Annotated in this window: 6 protein-coding genes; 2 read left to right on the forward strand and 4 right to left on the reverse strand. The window is 57.3% G+C overall.

The window, feature by feature from the left end; translation table 11 throughout:
* Positions 1 to 73 precede the first annotated feature (73 nt).
* Complete coding sequence (locus ACQKLP_RS13755; RefSeq protein WP_427323323.1) at positions 74 to 18,646, reverse strand: gliding motility-associated C-terminal domain-containing protein; 18,573 nt, start codon at positions 18,644 to 18,646, stop codon at positions 74 to 76.
* Between the two features lie 456 nt (positions 18,647 to 19,102).
* Here ACQKLP_RS13755 and rpmI point away from each other — a divergent pair, with 456 nt between their 5' ends.
* Both rpmI and rplT read left to right on the forward strand, forming a co-directional pair.
* The gene (rpmI, locus tag ACQKLP_RS13760) at positions 19,103 to 19,300 is read left to right on the forward strand and encodes a 50S ribosomal protein L35 (RefSeq protein WP_109700507.1); all 198 of its coding nucleotides are present in this window, start codon (positions 19,103 to 19,105) and stop codon (positions 19,298 to 19,300) included.
* A gap of 39 nt (positions 19,301 to 19,339) precedes the next feature.
* The gene (gene rplT / locus ACQKLP_RS13765; RefSeq protein WP_126243624.1) at positions 19,340 to 19,684 is read left to right on the forward strand and encodes a 50S ribosomal protein L20; all 345 of its coding nucleotides are present in this window, start codon (positions 19,340 to 19,342) and stop codon (positions 19,682 to 19,684) included.
* 560 nt (positions 19,685 to 20,244) lie between these two features.
* Here the strand turns inward: rplT and ispE are convergent.
* The 3 genes from ispE to ACQKLP_RS13780 all read right to left on the reverse strand — a co-directional run bounded on the left by ispE (position 20,245) and on the right by ACQKLP_RS13780 (position 22,789).
* Positions 20,245 to 21,051 carry a 4-(cytidine 5'-diphospho)-2-C-methyl-D-erythritol kinase gene (ispE, locus tag ACQKLP_RS13770; RefSeq protein ID WP_427323324.1) on the reverse strand — a complete coding sequence of 269 codons (807 nt, stop codon included), beginning with the start codon at positions 21,049 to 21,051 and terminating at the stop codon, positions 20,245 to 20,247.
* A gap of 6 nt (positions 21,052 to 21,057) precedes the next feature.
* Positions 21,058 to 21,657 (reverse strand): bifunctional nuclease family protein, encoded by a 600-nt coding sequence (locus tag ACQKLP_RS13775; RefSeq protein WP_427323325.1) that lies wholly within the window; start codon positions 21,655 to 21,657, stop codon positions 21,058 to 21,060.
* Positions 21,658 to 21,817: 160 nt separating this feature from the next.
* Positions 21,818 to 22,789 carry an electron transfer flavoprotein subunit alpha/FixB family protein gene (locus tag ACQKLP_RS13780; RefSeq protein WP_427323326.1) on the reverse strand — a complete coding sequence of 324 codons (972 nt, stop codon included), beginning with the start codon at positions 22,787 to 22,789 and terminating at the stop codon, positions 21,818 to 21,820.
* Positions 22,790 to 22,833: the final 44 nt, after the last annotated feature.

Below are 22,833 nucleotides of genomic sequence, written 5' to 3' on the forward strand. Positions count from 1 at the left end.
ACATAATGTTACAGAAAAAGAAGAAGGCCGCCCGGAAGGACGGCCTTTTCTATTCATATATTCCTGTCAAAAATTACCGGATTACGGTCACATCGCCTTTGATGATGAAGGCAGGGCCGAAGGTGGTCCGCTTGTAGGTGAGCCACCATACGAAGGTGCCTACATCCACAGGGCGGCCTTTGTACGTTCCGTCCCATCCCTGGTGCTGGTCTTTGCTGATGTACACCAGTTCACCCCAGCGGTTGAAGATGCGCAGTTCGTATTCGTACATCGGGCCTCTCAGTACGGGGCGGAAGAGATCGTTCTTGCCGTCGCCGTTGGGAGAGAAGGCATTCGGTACTTCGGGCTTGCTGTCGCAATCTTTCACATCGATGGTGATTTCGTCCGTACTGCTGCCGCAATCGTTGAAGGCGGTCACGGTGTAGGTACCGGGTTCTTTCACTTCGATGGAAGCCGTGGTGGCACCGGTGCTCCAGAGGTAACGGCTGGCGTTCGTAGCGTTGGCTTTCAGCATGAAGCGGCGGCCGCGGCAGATGATCGTGTCGTTGCCCAGGTTCACCGTCGGCGGGCCGGCGATAGATACCTTGATGCTGTCGGTTTTGTAGCGGTCGCAGTACTTATCGAGTACGCCGAGTACGTAGGTGCCGGGCTGGGTGATAGTTTTGATCGGGTTGAGGTCGCCATCGTTCCAGCGGTACACGTTCACGTCGGGGTGCCTTGCGTCTACCAGGATGCTGCTGCCGGGGCACATGTAGCGGTCCGGGCCGAGCTCGAGCTTCATGTCGGGGCGTTCGCTCACTCTCACAGCTTCCTTCACCACGCAATTGTCCCTGAACACTGCCACCTGGTAAGTACCGGCCCTGCTCACGACGATGGAGTTGCTGGTTTCACCGGTAGCCCATTGGATGCGGCCTGCGTTGGTGTTGACGGTCAGCATCACGGACTGGCCGGGGCAGATAGACGTATCTCTGCTGAGGGTTACGTCTGGCGGCGGGTTCACCGTTACGTTCACGGTATCGATGGTGATACATCCGAGTTTGGTGACGCGTACCCAGAAGCGTTCCTGCGTGCTCACCGTGATGATGGGCGAGGTGGCGCCGGTGCTCCAGAGATAGGTGGCGTTGCCTTCTACGGTAGCGTCCAGTTTAACGGACTGGCCACGGCAGATGGTGGTGTCTTTCAGATCGATGAGCGGCATCGGGATCACACCCACTTCGATGGAATCGGCCGCTTCGCACATGCCGTTGCTGACGGTCACTTTGTAAGTGCCTGCGCGGGTGATGCGGATGCGCTGGGTGGTTTCTCCGGTCGACCATCTGATCTGGTACCCGAAGTTGGCCGGGCCCGCATCCAGTACCATGCCGTTACCGCCGCAGAGGCTGGTATCGCTGCCCAGGTTCACCACAGGCATTTGCAGGTAGTTGATGGTGTAGGTCACCGTATCGGATATACAACCGGTGACGCCGTCGCGCACCACGAACGAGGCCGAAGTAGCGCCGTTCACGTTGAAGCGCGGGTTGGTAGAGGTCATCGGAACGCTCACCGCATTGGCCGGCGTTACGCCTACCAGGGTGTATACCGGTCTGTTCACGTCTCCTTTGGTTTTCAGGGTGATGAACGGATTGGTAGAGCAGTTCGTGAACACTTCCGCCTGCAGTTCCGGTTTCGGACAGGGCAGTACGTGGATCTGCTGGATCACGTCGTCTGCCGCGTTGCCGCAATTGTCGGTCACTTTCCATCTTCTCGTGATGGTATAACCGGCACACAGGTCAGGCGTATACGGGTCGATGGTGTATTGTACCTGTTTGGGGAAGCCTTCCGAGCAGTTGTCGGTCGCCGTCAGCGCGATCGGATCTGTCGGGATGGCTTGTCCGCAGGTCAGCGTAATGTCTGCCGGGGGAGCGGCGATCACGGGTTTCACCGTGTCGATCACCGTGATCACCTGGCGCATTTCGTTGGCGTTGCCGCAGTTGTCTACCGCCGTCCAGATATTAACGATCCGGTAAGAGCAGTTGCCCGGCACGGTTTCGCGGATAGATCTGAACCTTACGGTCACACCGCCGCTGGGCGTACAGTTGTCGGTAGCGTTGATGCTCACCGGCGCGGGGAGTGCGTCGCACATCACCGTGGTATCTGCCGGTACGGCCATGGTGAACGTCGGTTTGGTGGTATCCATCACCGTGATCACCTGCGTAGCGATGGCCACGTTGCCACATTCGTCGATGGCTTTCCAGGTGCGGGTCAGGCGGTAATTATCGGCGCAACGGGTGGAGAGCGGGCGCTTGCTGAAGCTGTACTCGATCCGTACGTTGTTGCCGGAACAATTATCGGTTGCGGTCATAACCGGTACCGAGGGCACTTCGCTGCAAGACAGCGTAATGTCGGTCGGCGGCAGGTTAGTGAAGACAGGCGCTGTGGTATCCTGTACCGTGATCGTCTGCGTCACCGTGGTTGCGTTGCCGCATTCGTCGGTAGCCGTCCAGGTACGGATCAGGCGGTAGTTGTTCGCGCAGGCGCCGGGGATGTCTTCGCGGCGTTCGTATTTCACGATGCGCACGTTCGCAGCGGGCGAGCAGTTGTCGGTAGCCGTCAGGTCCGGTTGAACCGGGATGGCGCTGCACTCAACTGTCGCATTTGCGGGAACAGGCATGTTGAATACGGGTTTGGTGTTGTCCACAACAGTCAGTACCTGCGTTACGGTGCGGGCGTTGCCGCATTCGTCGGTAGCGGTCCAGGTGCGGATGAGGCGGTAGTTGTTCGCGCAGGCGCCGGGGATGTCTTCGCGGCGTTCGTTCTTCACGATCGTCACGTTGGTACCGGAGCAGGCGTCGTTCGCCGAAAGGTCGGGCTGTGCCGGGATGGCGTGGCACTCAACCGTGGCGTCTGCCGGCGTAGGCGTGGTGAATACGGGTGCGGTGGTATCCCTCACCGTCAGTACCTGCTGCACCGTGGTGCTGTTGCCGCACTCGTCGGTAGCGGTCCAGGTACGGATGAGGCGATAGTTGTTCGCACAGGCACCGGGGATGTCTTCACGGTGTTCGTTTTTCACTACCGTCACTTTATTGCTGGCAGAGCAGTTGTCGGTCACGTTGAGGTCCGGCTGAACGGGGATGGCGCTGCATTCTACCGTAGCGTCTGCCGGCGTGCTGCCCACGAAAGTGGGACGGGTGGTGTCCTGAACGGTCAGCACCTGCGTCACCGTGCGGATATTGCCGCATTCGTCGGTCGCGGTCCAGGTACGGATCAGGCGATAGTTGTTCACGCATGCACCGGTAATGTCTTCGCGGCGTTCGCTCTTCACGATCCTGATGGCGCTGGTAGCGGTGCAGTTGTCGGTTACCGACAGGTCGGGCTGCGCCGGGATGGCGTCGCAATTCACCGTTACGTCGGCCGGTACCGGCATCGTGAAGTTCGGGCGTGTGGTATCCTGTACCGTGATCACCTGTGTCAGCACGGCGCTGTTGCCGCATTCGTCGGTAGCCGTCCAGGTGCGGATGAGGCGGTAATTGTTGGCACATGCTCCGGCGATGTCTTCGCGGCGCTCGTTCTTCGCAATGGTCACGCGGTTTTGTGCGGAGCAGTTGTCGGTAGCCGTGATATCGGGCTGTGCCGGCACGTCGTTACAATCTACGGTCGCATCCATGGGAACGGGCAGGACAAACACCGGTCTGGTCGTATCCTGTACCGTTACCACCTGGCGCACGGTGCGGGCGTTGCCGCAGGCGTCGGTAGCCGTCCAGGTACGGATGAGGCGGTAGTTGTTGGCACATGCACCGGCGATGCTTTCACGGGTCTCGTTTTTCACAACGGTCACGTCGCTGGCGGCGGAGCAGTTGTCGGTAGCCGTGAGGTCGGGCTGAACGGGGACGGCGTCGCAATTCACGGTCGTATCTGCCGGTGTGGGCATCATGAACGTGGGACGGGTGGTGTCTCTCACCGTGATCACCTGGATCACTTTGGAGATATTGCCGCATCCGTCGTTGGCCGTCCAGGTGCGGAGCAACCTGTAATTATTGGCGCAGGCGCCGGGGATGTCGATATGTTCTTCGTCGAACTGAACATTGATGATACCTGCACAGTTATCGCTGGCCGTGATCACGGGGCGTGCCGGGATGGCGTCGCAATTCACCGTGGTATCTGCCGGGATCGGGGTGGTGAACACCGGCTTGGTACGGTCTGCCACGATGATGGTCTGCGTGAGCGTGGTGCTGTTGCCGCATACATCGGTGGCCGTCCAGGTACGGATGAGGCGATAAGTGTTGGCGCAGGTGCTGTCGATGCGCTGTTCGTTTTTCACGACGGTCACATTACCGGCGCAGTTGTCGGTGGCAGTCAGGTCGGGCTGTGCGGGCACCTTGTCGCATTCTACCGTTGCGTTGGCAGGAGCGGGGCTGGTGAACACGGGAGCCGTAGTGTCTTGTACCGTTACGGTCTGCGATACGGTATTGAAGTTGCCGCATTCGTCGGTGGCCGTCCAGGTGCGGACCAGCTGGTAATTATTGATGCAGGCGCCCGGAATGTCGCGGCGGGTTTCGCTGAAGCGAACGGTCACGTTGTTGCCGGTGCTGCAATTGTCGGTAGCGGTCATGTTCGGTGCGGCGGGCACTTTGTCGCAATCCACGGTGGTGTCTGCAGGTGCTGCGCTGGTGAACACGGGCGCTTTGGTATCTACTACGGTGATGGTCTGCGTCACGGTCTGGGCGTTCCTGCACTCGTCTATGGCCGTCCAGGTGCGGATCAGCAGGTAGTTGTTGGCGCAGGCGCCGGGGATCGGGTTCCTGTTTTCGTTCTTCAGCACGGTCACTTTACCGGCCGGGCTGCAGTTGTCGATGGCGGTGAGGTCGGGCTGTGCCGGGATCTCGTCGCAATTCACCGTTACATCCGCAGGCGTAGGCATGGTGAACACGGGAGCGGTCCTGTCTTCCACGGTCAGCGTCTGTACGAACGTGGCGCTGTTGCCGCAGAGATCGGTAGCCGTCCAGGTGCGGCGCAGGCGGTAATTGTTGGCGCAGGCGCCGGATGTGCGGATGGTATCCACTTTCAGGGAAACGGTCACCTGGTTGCCCATGCTGCAATTATCCGTTGCGTTCACCGCAGGGGTGGCGGGGATGGCGTCGCAGCTCACGGTAGCATCCGCAGGCTGTCCGTTCGGGAAGGAGAATACCGGCTTGGTGGTATCCTGAACGGTCACCAGCTGAACATGCGTGCTGAAATTGCCGCAAAGGTCAGTGGCGGTCCAGGTACGGCGCAGCTGGTAGTTGCTGATGCACGCGCTGTTTGCGCGGAGGGTATCGGTCTTCAGATCGATGGTCACCATGTTGCCCGGCGTACAGTTGTCGGTAGCGGTCGGCATAGCTGCGGCAGGTACGGCGTCGCAGTTCACGGTTACGTTGGCAGGACGGCTCGCCCAAACCATCACAGGCTTGGTGGTATCCTGAACAGTAACGGTTTGAACGTGCGAGATCGCGTTGCCGCAAAGGTCGGTAGCGGTCCAGGTGCGGCGCAGCTGGTAGCTGTTCGCGCAGGCGTTGGAAGCGCGCACCGTATCCTGGCGGTAATCCATATCGATCTGGTTCACCGGCGTACAGTTATCCGTTGCCCCGGCGGTTGCTGCTGCTGGGATGGCGTCGCAGTTCACGGTTACGTCGGCAGGACGGGCACCGGTCCAAACCAGCACGGGGCGGGTAGTATCGCGGACGGTGATGGTCTGCACATGCGTAGCCACGTTGCCGCAAAGGTCGGTAGCGGTCCACGTGCGGCGGATGGTGTAATCGCTCACACAAGCGCCCGGAGCGCGGGTGATCACGGAATCCATCACCAGTGTGATCTGGTTGGCAGGCGTACAGTTATCCGAAACGGTCGGTACCGGCCTTGCAGGAAGTGCGTCGCAATCGGCGGTCATATCCGCAGGCAATCCGCCCGTCCAGGTGAATTTCGGCAGGGTCGTATCCTGTACGGTGATGAGTTGTTCCCAGCTGGTGCTGTTATTGCACAGGTCGGTAGCCGTCCAGATGCGGCGGATGGTATAGCTGCTGATGCAGGCGCCCGGTGCGCGGGTGATCACGGAATCGCGGCGGATCGAGATCTGGTTGCCGGGGGTACAGTTGTCGGTAGCCGTCGGCATCACCGCGCCGGGGATGTTATCGCAGTTCACCGTTACGTTGGCAGGAGCCGAACCGTTCCACACGAGGGTGGGGCGGGTGGTGTCCTGAACGGTGATCAGTTGTTCGTGGGTGGATGCGTTGCCGCAGAGGTCGGTAACGGTCCAGATACGGCGGATCGTGTAATTGCTCACACACATGCCGGATACGCGGGTGATCACGGAATCGCGGCGGATGGTGATCGCGTTGGCAGGCGTACAGTTGTCGGTAGCCGCCGGCATCACTGCTGCAGGGATAGCATCGCAATCTACGGTGATGTCGGCAGGACGGGCGCCGTTCCAAACGATGTTCGGGCGGGTGGTATCCTGAACGGTCACCAGTTGCTGATGCGTATTCATGTTACCGCAGAGGTCCGTGATCCTCCATCTCCGCATGATCTGGTAGCTGCTTGCGCAGGCGCCGGGGGTACGGATGATGGTGGAGTCGTACACCATGGTAATTTGATTGGCCGGCGTACAGTTGTCGGTAGCGGCCGGGATCGCCCTGGCAGGGATGGCATCGCAATTCACCGTGATGTTCGCCGGTGCGGTACCGTTCCATACGAATTCAGGGCGTGTGGTGTCCTGAACGGTGATGAGCTGCTCGTGGCGGGCCACGTTACCGCAGAGGTCGGTAGCGGTCCAGATACGGCGGATCGTGTATTTGCTGATGCAATCGGCAGGATTGCGGGTGATCACGGAATCGCGGCGGATGGTGATCGCGTTGGCGGCCGTACAATTATCGGTAGCCGTCGGCATCACAGCGCCAGGGATGTTATCGCAGTTCACGGTTACGTTGGCAGGAGCGGTTCCGGCCCAAACCATCGCCGGACGGGTAGTGTCCTGCACCGTGATCAGTTGTTCCCAGGTAGTGCTGTTGTTGCAAAGATCGGTAGCCGTCCAGATACGGCGGATCGTGTAGTTGCTGGTGCAACCCGTGGTCGGGCGCGTCACAACGGAATCGCGGCGGATCGTGATGGCGTTGGCAGGCGTACAGTTGTCGGTAGCCGTCGGCATCACCGCGCCAGGGATGTTATCACAGTTCACGGTGATGTTGGCAGGACGGGTGCCGGCCCAAACCAGCGTCGGACGGGTAGTGTCCTGAACGGTGATCAATTGCTCCCAGGTAGTGCTGTTATTGCACAGGTCGGTAGCCGTCCAGATCCGGCGGATCGTGTAGTTGCTGGTGCAACCCGTGGTCGGGCGCGTCACAACCGAATCGCGGCGGATCGTGATCGCGTTGGCAGCCGTACAATTATCGGTAGCGGTAGGCATCACCGCGCCGGGGATGTTGTCGCAGTTCACCGTTACGTTGGCAGGACGGGCTCCAGCCCAAACCAGCGTCGGACGGGTGGTGTCCTGCACGGTGATCAGTTGCTCCCAGGTGGTGCTGTTATTGCACAGGTCGGTGGCCGTCCAGATCCGGCGGATCGTGTAGTTGCTCGTGCAACCCGTGGTCGGGCGCGTCACAACGGAATCGCGGCGGATCGTGATTTGGTTAGCCGGCGTACAGTTGTCGGTAGCCGTCGGCGTCACAGCGCCAGGGATATTATCACAGTTCACCGTGATGTTGGCAGGACGGGTTCCAGCCCAAACCAGTGTCGGACGGGTGGTATCCTGAACAGTGATCAGTTGTTCCCAGGTGATGCTGTTATTGCACAGGTCGGTAGCCGTCCAGATCCGGCGGATGGTATAACTGCTGATGCAGGCTCCCGGTGCGCGGGTGATCACGGAGTCGCGACGGATCGTGATCCTGTTGCCGGGCGTACAGTTGTCGGTAGCCGTAGGCATCACAGCGCCGGGGATGTTATCGCAATTCGCGGTGATGTTGGCAGGACGGGCGCCGGTCCACACGAGGGTGGGACGGGTCGTATCCCGCACCGTTACCAGTTGAACATGGGTATCGGTGTTACCGCACAGGTCGGTAGCGATCCAGGTGCGGCGGATCTGGTAGTTGGAGATGCAGGCGCTGCCTGTACGGAGCGTGTCGAGGCGGATGGTGATAGCCACCTGGTTCCCAGGCGTACAGTTATCCGTAGCGGTAGCCGTTACAGTGGCAGGAACCGCGTCGCAGTTCACCGTCGTATCGCGCGGAGCACCGTTTGCGAATACCAGTACCGGGCGGGTAGTGTCCTGTACCGTGATGAGCTGTTCGTAACGGGCCACGTTACCGCAGAGGTCGGTAGCCGTCCAGATGCGGCGGATCGTGTAGTTGCTGATGCAACCCGTGGTCGGGCGTGTCACAACGGAATCGCGGCGGATGATGATCGCGTTGGCGGCCGTACAGTTGTCGGTAGCGGTCGGCATCACAGCACCGGGGATGTTGTCGCAGTTCACCGTTACGTTGGCAGGACGGGTTCCGGCCCAAACCATCGTCGGACGCGTAGTGTCCTGCACCGTGATCAGTTGCTCCCAGGTCGTGCTGTTATTGCACAGGTCGGTAGCCGTCCAGATCCGGCGGATGGTGTAGTTGCTCGTGCAACCCGTAGTCGGGCGTGTCACAACGGAATCGCGGCGGATCGTGATCGCGTTGGCGGCCGTACAGTTGTCGGTAGCCGTCGGCATCACCGCGCCGGGGATATTATCACAATTCACGGTGATGTTGGCAGGTCGTGTTCCAGCCCAAACCAGTGTCGGGCGGGTAGTATCCTGCACGGTGATCAGTTGTTCCCAGGTGATGCTGTTATTGCACAGGTCAGTAGCTGTCCAGATACGGCGGATCGTGTAGTTGCTCGTGCAACCCGTGGTCGGGCGCGTCACAACCGAATCACGGCGGATGGTGATCGCGTTTGCAGCCGTACAATTATCGGTAGCGGTCGGCATCACTGCGCCGGGGATGTTATCGCAGTTCACGGTGATGTTGGCGGGACGCGTTCCAGCCCAAACCAACGTCGGGCGGGTAGTATCCTGCACCGTGATCAGTTGCTCCCAGGTGGTGCTGTTATTGCACAGATCGGTAGCCGTCCAAATTCTGCGGATCGTGTATTTGCTGATGCAATCGGCAGGATTGCGGGTGATCACCGAATCGCGGCGGATCGTAATCGCGTTGGCAGCTGTACAGTTATCGGTAGCCGTCGGCATCACTGCAGCAGGGATGTTGTCGCAATTCACCGTTACGTTGGCAGGACGGGTGCCAGCCCAAACCAATGTCGGGCGGGTAGTATCCTGAACGGTGATCAGTTGTTCCCAGGTAATGCTGTTATTGCACAGGTCGGTAGCCGTCCAGATACGGCGGATCGTGTAGTTGCTCGTGCAACCCGTGGTCGGGCGCGTCACAACCGAATCGCGGCGGATCGTGATTTTATTGCCAGGCGTACAATTATCAGTAGCCGTCGGCATCACGGCACCGGGGATGTTATCGCAGTTCACGGTGATGTTGGCAGGACGGGCGCCGGTCCACACGAGGGTAGGACGAGTCGTATCCCGCACCGTTACCAGTTGAACATGGGTATCGGTGTTACCGCACAGGTCGGTAGCGATCCAGGTGCGGCGGATCTGATAGTTGGAGATGCAGGCGCTGCTTGTACGGAGCGTGTCGAGGCGGATGGTGATAGTCACCTGGTTCCCAGGCGTACAGTTATCCGTAGCGGTAGCCGTTACTATGGCAGGAACCGCGTCGCAGTTCACCGTCGTATCGCGTGGAACGCCGTTTGCGAAGGCAAGTACCGGGCGGGTGGTATCCTGCACCGTGATCAGTTGCTCCCAGGTAGTGCTGTTATTGCACAGATCGGTAGCCGTCCAGATGCGGCGGATCGTGTAGTTGCTGATGCAACCCGTGGTCGGGCGTGTCACAACGGAATCGCGGCGGATGATGATCGCGTTGGCGGCCGTACAGTTGTCGGTAGCGGTCGGCATCACTGCGCCAGGGATGTTATCGCAGTTCACCGTTACGTTGGCAGGACGGGTTCCGGCCCAAACCATCGTCGGACGCGTAGTATCCTGCACCGTGATCAGTTGCTCCCAGGTGGTGCTGTTATTGCAAAGATCGGTAGCCGTCCAGATCCGGCGGATGGTGTAGTTGCTCGTGCAACCCGTGGTTGGGCGCGTCACAACGGAATCGCGGCGGATGGTGATCGCGTTGGCTGCCGTACAATTGTCGGTAGCCGTCGGCATCACCGCGGCAGGGATGTTGTCGCAGTTCACCGTTACATTGGCAGGCCGTGTTCCAGCCCAAACCAATGTCGGGCGGGTAGTATCCTGCACCGTGATCAGTTGCTCCCAGGTGATGCTGTTGTTGCACAAGTCGGTAGCCGTCCAGATACGGCGGATGGTATAGTTGCTCGTGCAACCCGTGGTCGGGCGCGTCACAACCGAATCACGGCGGATCGTGATCGCGTTGGCCGTCGTACAGTTATCGGTAGCAGTAGGCATCACTGCGGCAGGGATGTTATCACAGTTCACCGTGATGTTAGCAGGACGTGTGCCAGCCCAAACCAATGTCGGGCGGGTGGTATCCTGCACGGAGATCAGTTGCTCCCAGGTGGTGCTGTTGTTGCACAGGTCGGTTGCCGTCCAGATACGGCGAATCGTATACACACCGGCGCAATCTGCGGGATCGCGGGTGATTACCGAATCGCGGCGGATCGTAATGGCGTTGGCAGCTGTACAGTTATCGGTAGCCGTCGGCATCACTACAGCAGGGATGTTGTCGCAGTTCACCGTTACGTTGGCAGGACGTGTGCCAGCCCAAACCAGTGTCGGACGGGTAGTATCCTGAACGGTGATGAGCTGTTCATGCGAAATGGCGTTACCGCACAGGTCGGTAGCCGTCCAGATACGGCGGATCGTGTAGTTGCTCGTGCAACCCGTGGTCGGGCGCGTCACAACCGAATCGCGGCGGATCGTGATTTTATTGCCAGGCGTACAATTATCTGTAGCGGTCGGCATCACGGCACCGGGGATGTTATCGCAGTTCACGGTAATGTTGGCAGGAGCAGTGGTCGCCCAAACGAGACGGGGGAGGGTAGTGTCCTGTACCGTTATCAGCTGGATGTGCGTATCGGTGTTACCGCACAGGTCGGTTGCGATCCAGGTGCGGCGGATTTGATAATTGGAGATGCAGGCGCTGTTAGTACGGAGCGTGTCCAGGCGGATGGTGATAGACACCTGGTTCGCAGGCGTACAGTTATCCGTAGCGGTAGCCGTTACAGTAGCAGGCACAGCATCGCAGTTCACCGTCGTATCGCGCGGAGCGCCGTTTGCGAAGGCAAGCACCGGGTTGGTGGTATCCTGAACGGTGATGAGTTGCTCCCAGGTAGTGCTGTTATTGCAAAGGTCGGTAGCCGTCCAGATCCGGCGGATCGTATAGTTGCTGATGCAACCCGTGGTCGGGCGCGTCACAACGGAATCGCGGCGGATGGTGATCGCGTTGGCGGCCGTACAGTTGTCGGTAGCCGTCGGCATCACTGCGCCGGGGATATTATCACAATCTACGGTGATGTTGGCAGGACGGGTGCCGGCCCAAACCAATGTAGGACGGGTAGTATCCTGCACCGTGATCAGTTGCTCCCAGGTGGTGCTGTTATTGCACAGGTCGGTAGCCGTCCAGATCCGGCGGATCGTGTAGTTGCTCGTGCAACCCGTGGTCGGGCGCGTCACAACCGAATCGCGGCGGATTGTGATCGCGTTGGCAGCCGTACAATTATCGGTAGCGGTCGGCATCACCGCGCCGGGGATGTTGTCGCAGTTCACCGTTACGTTGGCAGGCCGTGTTCCAGCCCAAACCAATGTCGGGCGGGTAGTATCCTGCACCGTGATCAGTTGCTCCCAGGTAGTGCTGTTATCGCACAGGTCGGTAGCCGTCCAGATCCGACGGATGGTGTAGTTGCTCGTGCAACCCGTGGTCGGGCGCGTCACCACCGAATCGCGGCGGATCACGATCGCGTTGGCAGCCGTACAATTATCGGTAGCGGTAGGCATCACCGCGGCAGGGATATTATCACAATTTACGGTGATGTTGGCAGGACGCGTTCCAGCCCAAACCAATGTTGGGCGCGTAATGTCCTGCACCGTGATGAGTTGCTCCCAGGTCGTGCTGTTATTGCAAAGATCGGTCGCCGTCCAAATTCTGCGGATCGTGTATTTGCTGATACAATCGGCAGGATCGCGGGTGATCACCGAATCGCGGCGGATCACGATCGCGTTGGCTGCCGTACAGTTATCGGTAGCCGTCGGCATCACTGCGCCGGGGATATTATCACAATTTACGGTGATGTTGGCAGGCCGTGTGCCAGCCCAAACCAGCGTCGGACGGGTAGTATCCTGCACCGTGATGAGTTGCTCCCAGGTCGTGCTGTTATTGCAAAGGTCGGTAGCCGTCCAGATACGGCGGATCGTGTATTTGCTCGTGCAGTCGGCTGGATCGCGGGTGATCACCGAATCGCGGCGGATCACGATCGCGTTGTTTGCCGTACAGTTATCAGTAGCCGTCGGCATCACAGCGCCAGGAATATTATCGCAGTTCACCGTTACGTTGGCAGGCCGTGTTCCAGCCCAAACCAATGTAGGACGGGTAGTATCCTGCACCGTGATCAGTTGTTCCCAGGTAGTGCTGTTATTGCAAAGATCGGTAGCGGTCCAGATCCGGCGGATCGTGTAATTGCTCGTGCAACCCGTGGTCGGGCGCGTCACAACCGAATCGCGGCGGATGACGATCGCGTTGGTCGCCGTACAGTTGTCGGTAGCGGTCGGCATCACAGCGCCAGGAATGTTATCGCAATTCACCGTTACGTTGGCAGGAGCCGCACCAGTCCACACGAGGGTGGGGCGGGTGGTATCCTGCACCGTGATGAGTTGTTCCCAGGTGGTGCTGTTATTGCAAAGATCGGTAGCCGTCCAGATACGGCGGATCGTGTAGTTGCTCGTGCAACCCGTGGTCGGGCGCGTCACAACCGAATCGCGGCGGATCACGATCGCGTTGGCGGCCGTACAGTTATCGGTAGCCGTCGGCATCACTGCGCCAGGGATGTTATCACAATTCACCGTGATGTTGGCAGGACGCGTTCCAGCCCAAACCAATGTCGGGCGGGTAGTATCCTGCACCGTGATCAGTTGCTCCCAGGTCGTGCTGTTATTGCACAGGTCGGTAGCCGTCCAGATACGGCGGATCGTGTATTTGCTCGTGCAATCGGCAGGATCGCGGGTGATCACCGAATCGCGGCGGATCACGATCGCGTTGGCTGCCGTACAGTTATCGGTAGCCGTCGGCATCACGGCGCCAGGGATATTATCACAGTTCACCGTGATATTGGCAGGACGGGTTCCAGCCCAAACCAGCGTCGGGCGGGTAGTATCCTGCACCGTGATCAGTTGCTCCCAGGTAGTGCTGTTGTTGCAAAGGTCGGTAGCCGTCCAGATACGGCGGATCGTGTATTTGCTCGTGCAATCAGCTGGATCGCGGGTGATCACGGAATCGCGGCGGATCACGATCGCGTTATTTGCCGTACAGTTATCAGTAGCCGTCGGCATCACTGCGCCAGGGATGTTGTCGCAGTTCACCGTTACGTTGGCAGGAAGTGTTCCAGCCCAAACCAGTGTCGGGCGGGTAGTATCCTGCACCGTGATCAGTTGCTCCCAGGTAGTGCTGTTATTGCACAGGTCGGTTGCCGTCCAGATACGGCGGATCGTGTATTTGCTGATGCAATCGCCCGGCAAATGAGTGACCACGGAATCGCGGCGGATCGCGATCGCGTTGGCTGCCGTACAATTATCGGTAGCCGTCGGCATCACCGCGCCTGGGATGTTATCGCAGTTCACCGTTACGTTGGCAGGCCGTGTTCCAGCCCAAACCAAAGTCGGGCGCGTAGTATCCTGCACCGTGATCAGTTGTGTATGCGTGGAAGCGTTACCGCAAAGGTCGGTCACCGTCCAGTTACGGCGGATCGTGTATTTGCTCATGCAATCGCCCGGTAAACGGGTGATCACGGAATCACGTTTGATCGTGATCGCATTCGCGGCAGCACAGTTGTCGGTAGCAGTGGGGTTGATCGCTCCGGGGATATTGTCACAATTCACCGTCACGTCCGCAGGCGCAGCGCCACTCCAGACGATCGTCGGCGGAACATTGTCCACCACCTTCACGATCTGGACCCTCTCGGATTTGTTACCGCAAGCGTCAGTCGCCGTCCAGGTACGTTTCAGCCAGTAAGTGTTCTGGCAGGAGTTGGTCACCCCGGTCCTGATAGTATCCTGCGTATAATCCAGTCTTACGGTCACCCCGGCAGGCAGACAGTTGTCGCTCACCGTAGGCGTCACCGCAGCAGGAATGGCATTACAGCTCGCATTCAGCGTATCGGCCAGTACAGGGCTCCAGGTCATGGTGGGCCTGGAAGTATCCACCACCGTGATCCGCTGGGTATGTACCGCCTGGTTATTGCAATTGTCTTTCGCCGTCCAGGTGCGGATCAGCACATAGTTATTCACGCAGGTACCGGTAAACGTTGCATCACGAACGGTATTCACCGTCACGGTCACTGCCGCGTCTGCCGTACAATTATCCGTTGCGGATGCCGTTACCGCCGCCGGGATCGCCGAACAGCTCACCGTCGTATCCACAGGGGCGCGGCCGCCAGGGAATTGCAGGACGGGCTTCTTCGTGTCCGTCACCGTGATGGACTGGGAAGTGGTCACTTTCAATCCGCAAGGGTCTTCGGCCGTCCAGGTACGGGTAATGGTCATGCCGCAGGCGTTGTTCACCGTAACATCGGCATGCGTGATGGTAAGCGTCAGTCCCAGCGGGTGCTGGAACGTAGGCGTGCCGAACAGCGTGGTATAGTCGAACGTTTTGTCGCACTCGCGGCTGATGTTCGCCGGAGTGGTCACGACCGTCGGAGGATTGGTGCTGACGGTGATCTTAACAGGAGCGGATGTATCCGTACATGCCCCTGATTTTACGATCCTACGGAACCAGGTCGTTACCGAAAGCGCCCCGGGCTGATAATACTCGCCTGTGGCGCCGGGAATGATCGCATAACCGGCCGTTGCGCTCGTGGTGCTCGAAATCCAGCTATACGTGAAGGTCCCCGTACCGCTCGACGGGTGGCCGATGTCATAAATCTGCGCAGGTACTGTATTCGGACAGATGATCTGGTCGTCGCGTATGATATTTTGATTGATTGGATTGAGATTCGACAGGATAACCGTGTCAGACACGGCCGCACAGGCGCCATTCGTAATCGTCCATACGAGCGTGGCAACGGTCCCTACGAATACCCTTGCCGTGCTGGTCGGGCTGTGGATGTCGGAGAACACCACGGAAGCAGGGTTCGCCGTCCAGGTGCCTACAGCGCCAGCAACGCTGGGAGCGGACGCCGCCAGCTGGAAGAGCTCTTCGTTACATTTTTCCTGGTCGGGGCCGGCATTGGGTTTGGCCGGTTGTTGCGACACCGTTACCGTAGTGCTCACGCAGGCAGAGTTGCCGCACGTTGTACTGCCGATAGCGCGCACGGAATAAGTAGTGGTAGCAGTGGGGGAGACGTTGATGGAAGTTACGTTCCGCCCGATCTCCACGCCCGTAGCGCAATCGCCGCGGTACCATACCCATTCGGAGTTGGAACCGGTGGTTCCGCTGGTGATGCTCAGCGTCACGGTTTCGCCCACGCAGATGTCCCCGTCCGACACCCCGATGGTCGGTGTGGTGGAGGGCGTATTCAGCACTACGTCGAATTCCTTCGCGTCGAAGCAGGTATCATTGGTAGTGCCTACCGGTTTGCGCACCGTCAGGCGGAAGCGATATGTTCCCGCAGCGGCGGTGCCCGGATAGGTTACCGTAATGGTACCGCCGGTGGTGCTGGGCAGGGGCATATCTTTAATATCCACGAAGCCCGGCATTTTAGGAGCGATCGCCTCAAGGTCGTACCGGGAAGGTGCGTTCGTTGCCGTATAGGTCAGCGGGAAGGTAAACGGTGTGACCTTGCAGACATCGATGACCGAGGGGACCGTCACCGTCGGGCCGTTAAAGTACCGCAGCGTTACGGAGATGGTAACTGCAGGACAGGTTTTCGCATTGCCGTTACGTTTACGTACCACCCAGTTCACGGTGCCGGAAGTGCCCGCAGCGCCGGTGTAGGTAATCACCGCGTTGGGGTTGTTTACTTCGCTGGCCGGAATGGTGAACGGAGCAGGCAGCATGTCGGGCTCCCAGGTACCGATCAGCGATGTATCGGTGAGGGGTTGCGCCGTCATGGTAAACGTGCGCGAACATTGCGACATGTCCGTCTCTGTTACCGTTGCCGTGGGCCTGGTATACGTAATAAATTCCTTCTCTGAAACGGTTTTACAATCCGCCAGGTTGGAAGATATGGTCAACCGTACGCGCACGGGCACGTTCGGCGGCATATTGATAAGATCGCGCTCGTTGGGGGCTGCTGCAGGAATGGTAAGACTGGCCCCGTTGGCGGCACCTACGATTTCCCAGGTAACCGTATACGGCGTTTTCCCGGCGGGGGTACCACCGGTGTTGCGTAAACGGTAAGTGGTGGTAACCGGATCGGTACACTGCGCGCTCACGTTCTGGATGTTGGCCACGGGGTTCTTTACCGACGTGATCTTGATCGTATCCGTCCGCAAACACTGTCCGTTCCGGACTTCGAGGTACGGCTTGATGGAATCGCCGTCCAGGGGAGGCGCCGTTACGTTGATAGTTTGCGTGGTGGAAGTGCTCGGCATCCAGCGAAGCTTATATCCGGCATTGGCCGCACCAGCATTCAATGTTACCTGTGACCCGGCGCAGACAACCGTGTCCGGCCCCAGGTTCACCACCGGCGGCTCGTCCACATATATCGTTACGGTATCGCGCCGCGTACAATAACGCGGTACGCTGCCCACCATACCAAAATAGGCGGTACCTGCCACGATGTAGGTGGAAGTTACGTCTGGCTGGATGAGGATCTTGTCTTTCGGCTGAGGGCCCGACGGCCAGGGCATGATATAATTTCCCGTGAAATCGAACTGCTCGTAACCGTTGGGGTTGGCAGAAGATTCCAGCGGCACCGCCGTCAATACGAGCGATTCGCCTTTACATAGCGAATCCTTTGGCACTATGATGTCTGGTAGTGGTATCACACCGATCAGTACCGGGCTCGATGGCGTATAACATTGCGTACCCGGCGTAACGTTCCCGCTCTCGATCACCATCAACCGGTAATAAAAATCCACGTTGGGCTCTGTCAGCAATCCTTCGGGAATAGTGAGCACCGGCGTGCTGATACCGGTATAACCGGAAGCAGCGGTGATGGGCGTCCAGGTGCCGGTGAGGCCACGGCGCATTTCCCATTGGTAAATAGGATTATCGAAGTAGTCGATAGGGTCGATGGTCGCTTTCACGGTCAGGCCTGCACCTGGACAGATATAATCCGAAGTGCCGACGCCGTCGATATAGGTAAAGATCTTGGGCGCGCAAAACTCGAATTCGATGTCGTCTACCGCAATGTCGTTACCGCATCCACCGTCGTTGTCATTCTTGATTTCCACCGTTACGTCTTTCACTCCAGGTGGCAAGGTAACGGTACCACCGAACTGCTGCCAGCCGGTGAGCCGCTGATCGCCGGCGTCGAGGCGGCGAAGGTCCATAGAAACATCCCCCGTGTAAAACTGGCCGATGATCGCGTTGGTGGCTTTGTTCCTGATGATGAAGGTAACACCTGCATACTGGTATGTGCCCCCATATCCCGCACAGGTACTTGTAAGCACCTGGTGGGAGTTGAGGTTGATGAACCATGCCGAAAAATTGTATTTCGCGCCGGGACAAAGATTATTTACTTCTCTTTTATAGAACGTCTTTGGCTTTTCGGAGGAGTTCGCAATTAGCATACCGCCCAATCCGTTGTTAGTATGGTCGTCCACATTATCCCATTCCGGGCGGCCGCCGCGTATCGCATTATAATATACGGTATACCAATCGTCGGCCAAAGGCCAATTGTTGCTAGTGTTACCTGCTACATACGGATTGGAATTGTAGTTATAGTCGATCGTTCCGGAAGTAACGGGCCGGCGGGGGCCGTCTGCCGTAAACGTCCCGAAATCTTCTTTGAAGTTCGTATTAGGCGCAAAGTCGCCAAGGCATTTGGTGATGGGGCAGTCGGAAACGGAGATGGTCTGCTCTACTTCCCGCACATAATTGGTCCCATTATATCTTCTATATAACGTTGCCCGGATCGTATAGGTGCCCACCTCTTTCATGTCGAGCAGGATGGATTGCCCGGGATTGATCGTTCTGGAACCGTAAGTAACCTGGCTGTTTACCCATAAAATCGGACTGGGCCTTCCCATGGAGGCCCGGTATACGAAAACCGAGCCGGAGGGGCGCGTGATTGTCCATTTGACGCTGTCCGTGCTGCGTGTACCTCTGAAGAATACGTGGATGGCCGCGTATTTGTCCAGGCAGACGTCCTCAGGAGCGTTCATCCAGGCGTCGAACTCGTCGTTAAAGACCCTTGGCAGGCTGGTTTGGGCCAGTGATATCCCGGCGGCGGACAGTAATATAGATAGTAGTAGTAAAATTCGTCTCATTGTCGCAAACAATTTTGTGAATGAAATGCCGATTCCCCGGCTGATGGGCAGGGGAGCGGAGGTTGTCAGAACCGGAAGGCCGGTAAGACGACTTGATAATTTGTTTGAAACAATGCGGGACGTTGGGTCCGGCGCTGGTTTTCATAGGCGTACAGGATCGATTTCATAGGCTTCGGTTAAAATTCAGTCAATACCGATATGGACAAATTTTAGAAATTCTGAATTTAAAATTAATCATAATATGGTTATATCCAAAAATATAAATTTACCGGCACACATCAAAATAGAAGTTAAGTATGGTTAATAGAGTATTGGCGGATTGACTTTCAAATGATTATTGAAGTGGAAAAAATGTTAACTTTTTTTTCTGTGTACCGGCAATATTTTATTTTTTTTATGCTGCTTGCGCTATTTGTAAAATAAATAACTACCTTTGCAGACCAAATTCGTAGTAAGATGCCTAAAGTAAAGACTCATAGCCGTGCGAAGAAGACGTTTACGGTGACCGGCAGCGGAGCGATCAAACGTCCGAAAGCATACAAAAGTCACCTGTTGACCAAAAAGTCAAACAAAAGGAAACGTTCTCTCAGAGGAAGTAGCCTGGTAGCAGATGCCAATCTGAACCTGGTAAAGCGTATGCTCGTACTTCGCTAACTCATTAATTTTCGTTAAACAAGTTTTAAAAAGCATAACATGCCTCGTTCCGTAAACGCAGTTGCGTCCAGAGCCAGAAGAAAGAAGATCCTGAAGCAAGCCAAAGGATTCTACGGTAAACGTAAAAATGTATACACCGTAGCCAAAAACGTACTGGAGAAAGGGCTCACATATAGCTACGTAGGTCGCAAACTGAAGAAAAGAGAATACCGGACACTGTGGATCGCGCGTATCAACGCCGCCGCCCGTGCCGAAGGAATGACCTACTCTCAGCTCATTCACAGACTGACCGAAAAGAATATTGGTCTCAACCGTAAAGTTCTGGCTGACCTCGCCATGAACGAACCTGAGACTTTTAAATCTCTCGTAGCTTCTGTAAAATAAGTCGATTCAACATCGCTATAAATCAACCGGTTACATTGTGACCGGTTTTTTTATTGCCCCCGACTTTCCCGTTTCCATCGGCATCCTTTCAAACCCGATCGCCTACGCTTTCCGTAAACGGCGGCAAAAATACACCCTTTTAGTAGTATTCATGCCAATTTCATGGTAAGACCGTTGGTTCGGCCCCTTCCTGGCATACTGAAATGTAAAAAATTGGCGGAAGGTGACCCAATCACTGCAAAAGCGCTCAAGCGCTGTTCCTCTACTCCTGTATTCTCCGCGCTCGACGCGACGGTGGCCAAACATACGATGCTATTTTCCAGCCCTGATCGGCAATACCCAATGGATTAAGTAACCGCGCCAATCATCCCCGCCATCCGGGACCTGCATCCAATGCAATTTTTCCGGCGGCGCTTCACCTGGTGAAGCCAAAACCAGCCATTCTCCTCCAACTCCAGACGCCTTTCCGGTTGCCAGTATCTATGCACCCTCCCAAAACACAAATCGGTTACCATTGGTAACCGACCACATCCATTATAACCTGGAACAATTCCTACCCATCATCCCCTAAACACAAAATACCCTTCCTTCCACTTCAGGTCCGGCACATTCCCCGCTTCATAAATCCCGTACACCGCCGATCCACTGCCGCTCATACTCGCGTAAACCGCACCTGTATCGTACATCCGGTCGCGTATCGCAGCGATCTCCGAATGTTTCGTAAAGACCGGCGCCTCAAAATCATTCGTCAAACGCCCTTTCCAGCTGCTTACGTCTTTCCAGTCAATGGCCGACAACGGCACTTCCGGCGCTCCCGGCCGCAGTTGCCCGAACGCCCAACCCGTGTTCACATGGATACCGGGATGCACCAGCAAAAAAGAGTACCGGGAAAGGTCTACCTGGAAAGGCGAAAGGATCTCGCCACGCCCTTGCCCCAGGCTCGCCTGGTTACGGATGAAAAACGGGCAGTCACTCCCCAGCTGCGCGGCATAACCCATCAGCCGGGCCTCGTCCAGCCCCAGGTTGTATTTCGTATTCAGCAATGTCAGGGTAAAGGCACCGTCGGCCGATCCGCCGCCCAAACCCGCACCGGTAGGGATCACCTTGTGCAAATGGATATGCACTGCGGGCAATTCGGGGAAATCGGCCTTCAGCAACTGGTAAGCCCGCATGCAAAGGTTATCTGCCGCTTCACCGGGAATGGCGATACCCGACTGACTGAAAGCCAGTGCAGGCGCGGTAATCACTTCCAGCGCATCGCGGACGGGCAGGGGATAGAACACGGTTTCCAGGTCATGAAAACCATCGTCCCGCTTCCGCAGGATGTGCAGGCCCAGGTTGATCTTGCAATTGGGAAAAACGATCACTTCCGGTTATTTGCTTTTACGGCTGTTGATCTCGTCGCGGATGGCGATGGCGCGGATGTAGTCTTCCTGCTCCAAAACCTCCTGCAGCAGCGTGTTCAGCTCCTCGAGGTTCAGGGCCTTCAGATCGTCTTCCGTGCCTTTTTCATGCTCGGAAATGGAAGGCGTGCCGGCCGCTTTGGTGGTTTTCTTACCGGGGTCGTCCAGTAAAATGCCGGCGCTGTTGAGAATGTTCTCGTATGTGTAGATCGGGCAGCCGAACCGCACGGCCAGGGCCAAAGCGTCGGAAGTCCGCGAATCGATCTCGATGGTATCGTCGTTATTGGAGCAAACCAGCTTCGAGTAAAAAATACCTTCCTGGAGATTGCTGATCACCACTTCATGCAGCTCAATATTAAACGCATTCATGAAGTTTTTCATAAGATCATGGGTCAACGGGCGGCTGGGTTGCATTTTTTCCAACGCCACCGCAATAGCTTGCGCTTCAAACCCTCCGATCACGATGGGAAGCCTTCTCAATCCGTTCACTTCTCCAAGTACAACGGCATAAGAATGGGTTTGTGTTATACTGTGCGACAGTGCGACTATTTCCAATTCTATTTTTCTCATACGGTCATTATGCGTAAGCGCTCACAATTAAACGTGTATAAGACGTGAAGTTAGAAAAATATTCGATATAGAAAAAGCGTGACTGCCGCTGTTCGCGCAGGAAGCCGGTTTTATTTTCCGGCTGCGGCTGTACGAACGGGCGGCAGTCAGCACATTATCATTAATTCCCTTTATATTTCTTTACAGCTTCGGTCAGCTTCGGCACCACTTCGAACGCATCTCCCACGATCCCGTAATCCGCCGCTTTGAAGAACGGCGCTTCGGGGTCTTTGTTGATCACGACGATGGTTTTGCTGCCGTTCACGCCCGCCAGGTGCTGGATAGCGCCGGAAATACCGATGGCGATATAGAGATTGGGGCGCACGGTAAAACCGGTCTGGCCCACGTGCTCATGATGCGGCCTCCAGCCGGCGTCGGCCACCGGGCGGCTGCATGCGGTAGCCGCGCCGAGCGCATGCGCGAGATCTTCCACGATCCCCCAGTGCTCGGGGCCCTTGAGGCCACGGCCGCCGCTCACCACGATCTCGGCTTCCGTTAACGGCACTTCGCCGCTCACGGTTTCCACTTTCAGCGTTTTAATCCGGAAATCCGCATCGCTCAAACCCGCCGCGAACGCCTCCACGGAAGCGCTGCCGCTGCCGGGGCTCAACGAAAAGGTATTCGGCATCACGGATACGATTTTCTTGTCGGTAGTAATATTCACGTTCGCGAAAGCCTTCCCGGAAAACACGTTTTTCTTCACCACGAAACCTGCCGAAGTATCCGGCATACCGATGGCGCCCGCCACGAAGCCCGCTTTCAGTTTGGCCGACAGCTGCGGCGCAATGGAACGGCCCGCGAAGTTGTGCGAAAACACGATCACCGATCCGTTTTCTTTTCCAACGGCTTCCGCCATAACTTTCGTAACCGCGCCGGATTCGGGCTCGTTGAGCCGCGCATCCGCCACATGCAATACTTTCGACGCACCGTACTGGCCCAGTGCCGCGAGCTCCGCATTATCGATTTCCCCGACTGCTACCGCAACCGCCGGAATGCCCAGCTGCTGCGCGATTCGGGCGCCGTACTGCACGGCTTCGATCGCTGATTTCTTAACTTTTCCCTGGAATTGATCGGCAAATATGATGACTGACATTTTCTTCTTTTTTTGTTGGTAATGAATGAATGGAAAGGGTAGGC

Source organism: Chitinophaga sp. NPDC101104 (genome assembly GCF_050277495.1).
Classification (GTDB): Bacteria; Bacteroidota; Bacteroidia; order Chitinophagales; family Chitinophagaceae; genus Chitinophaga.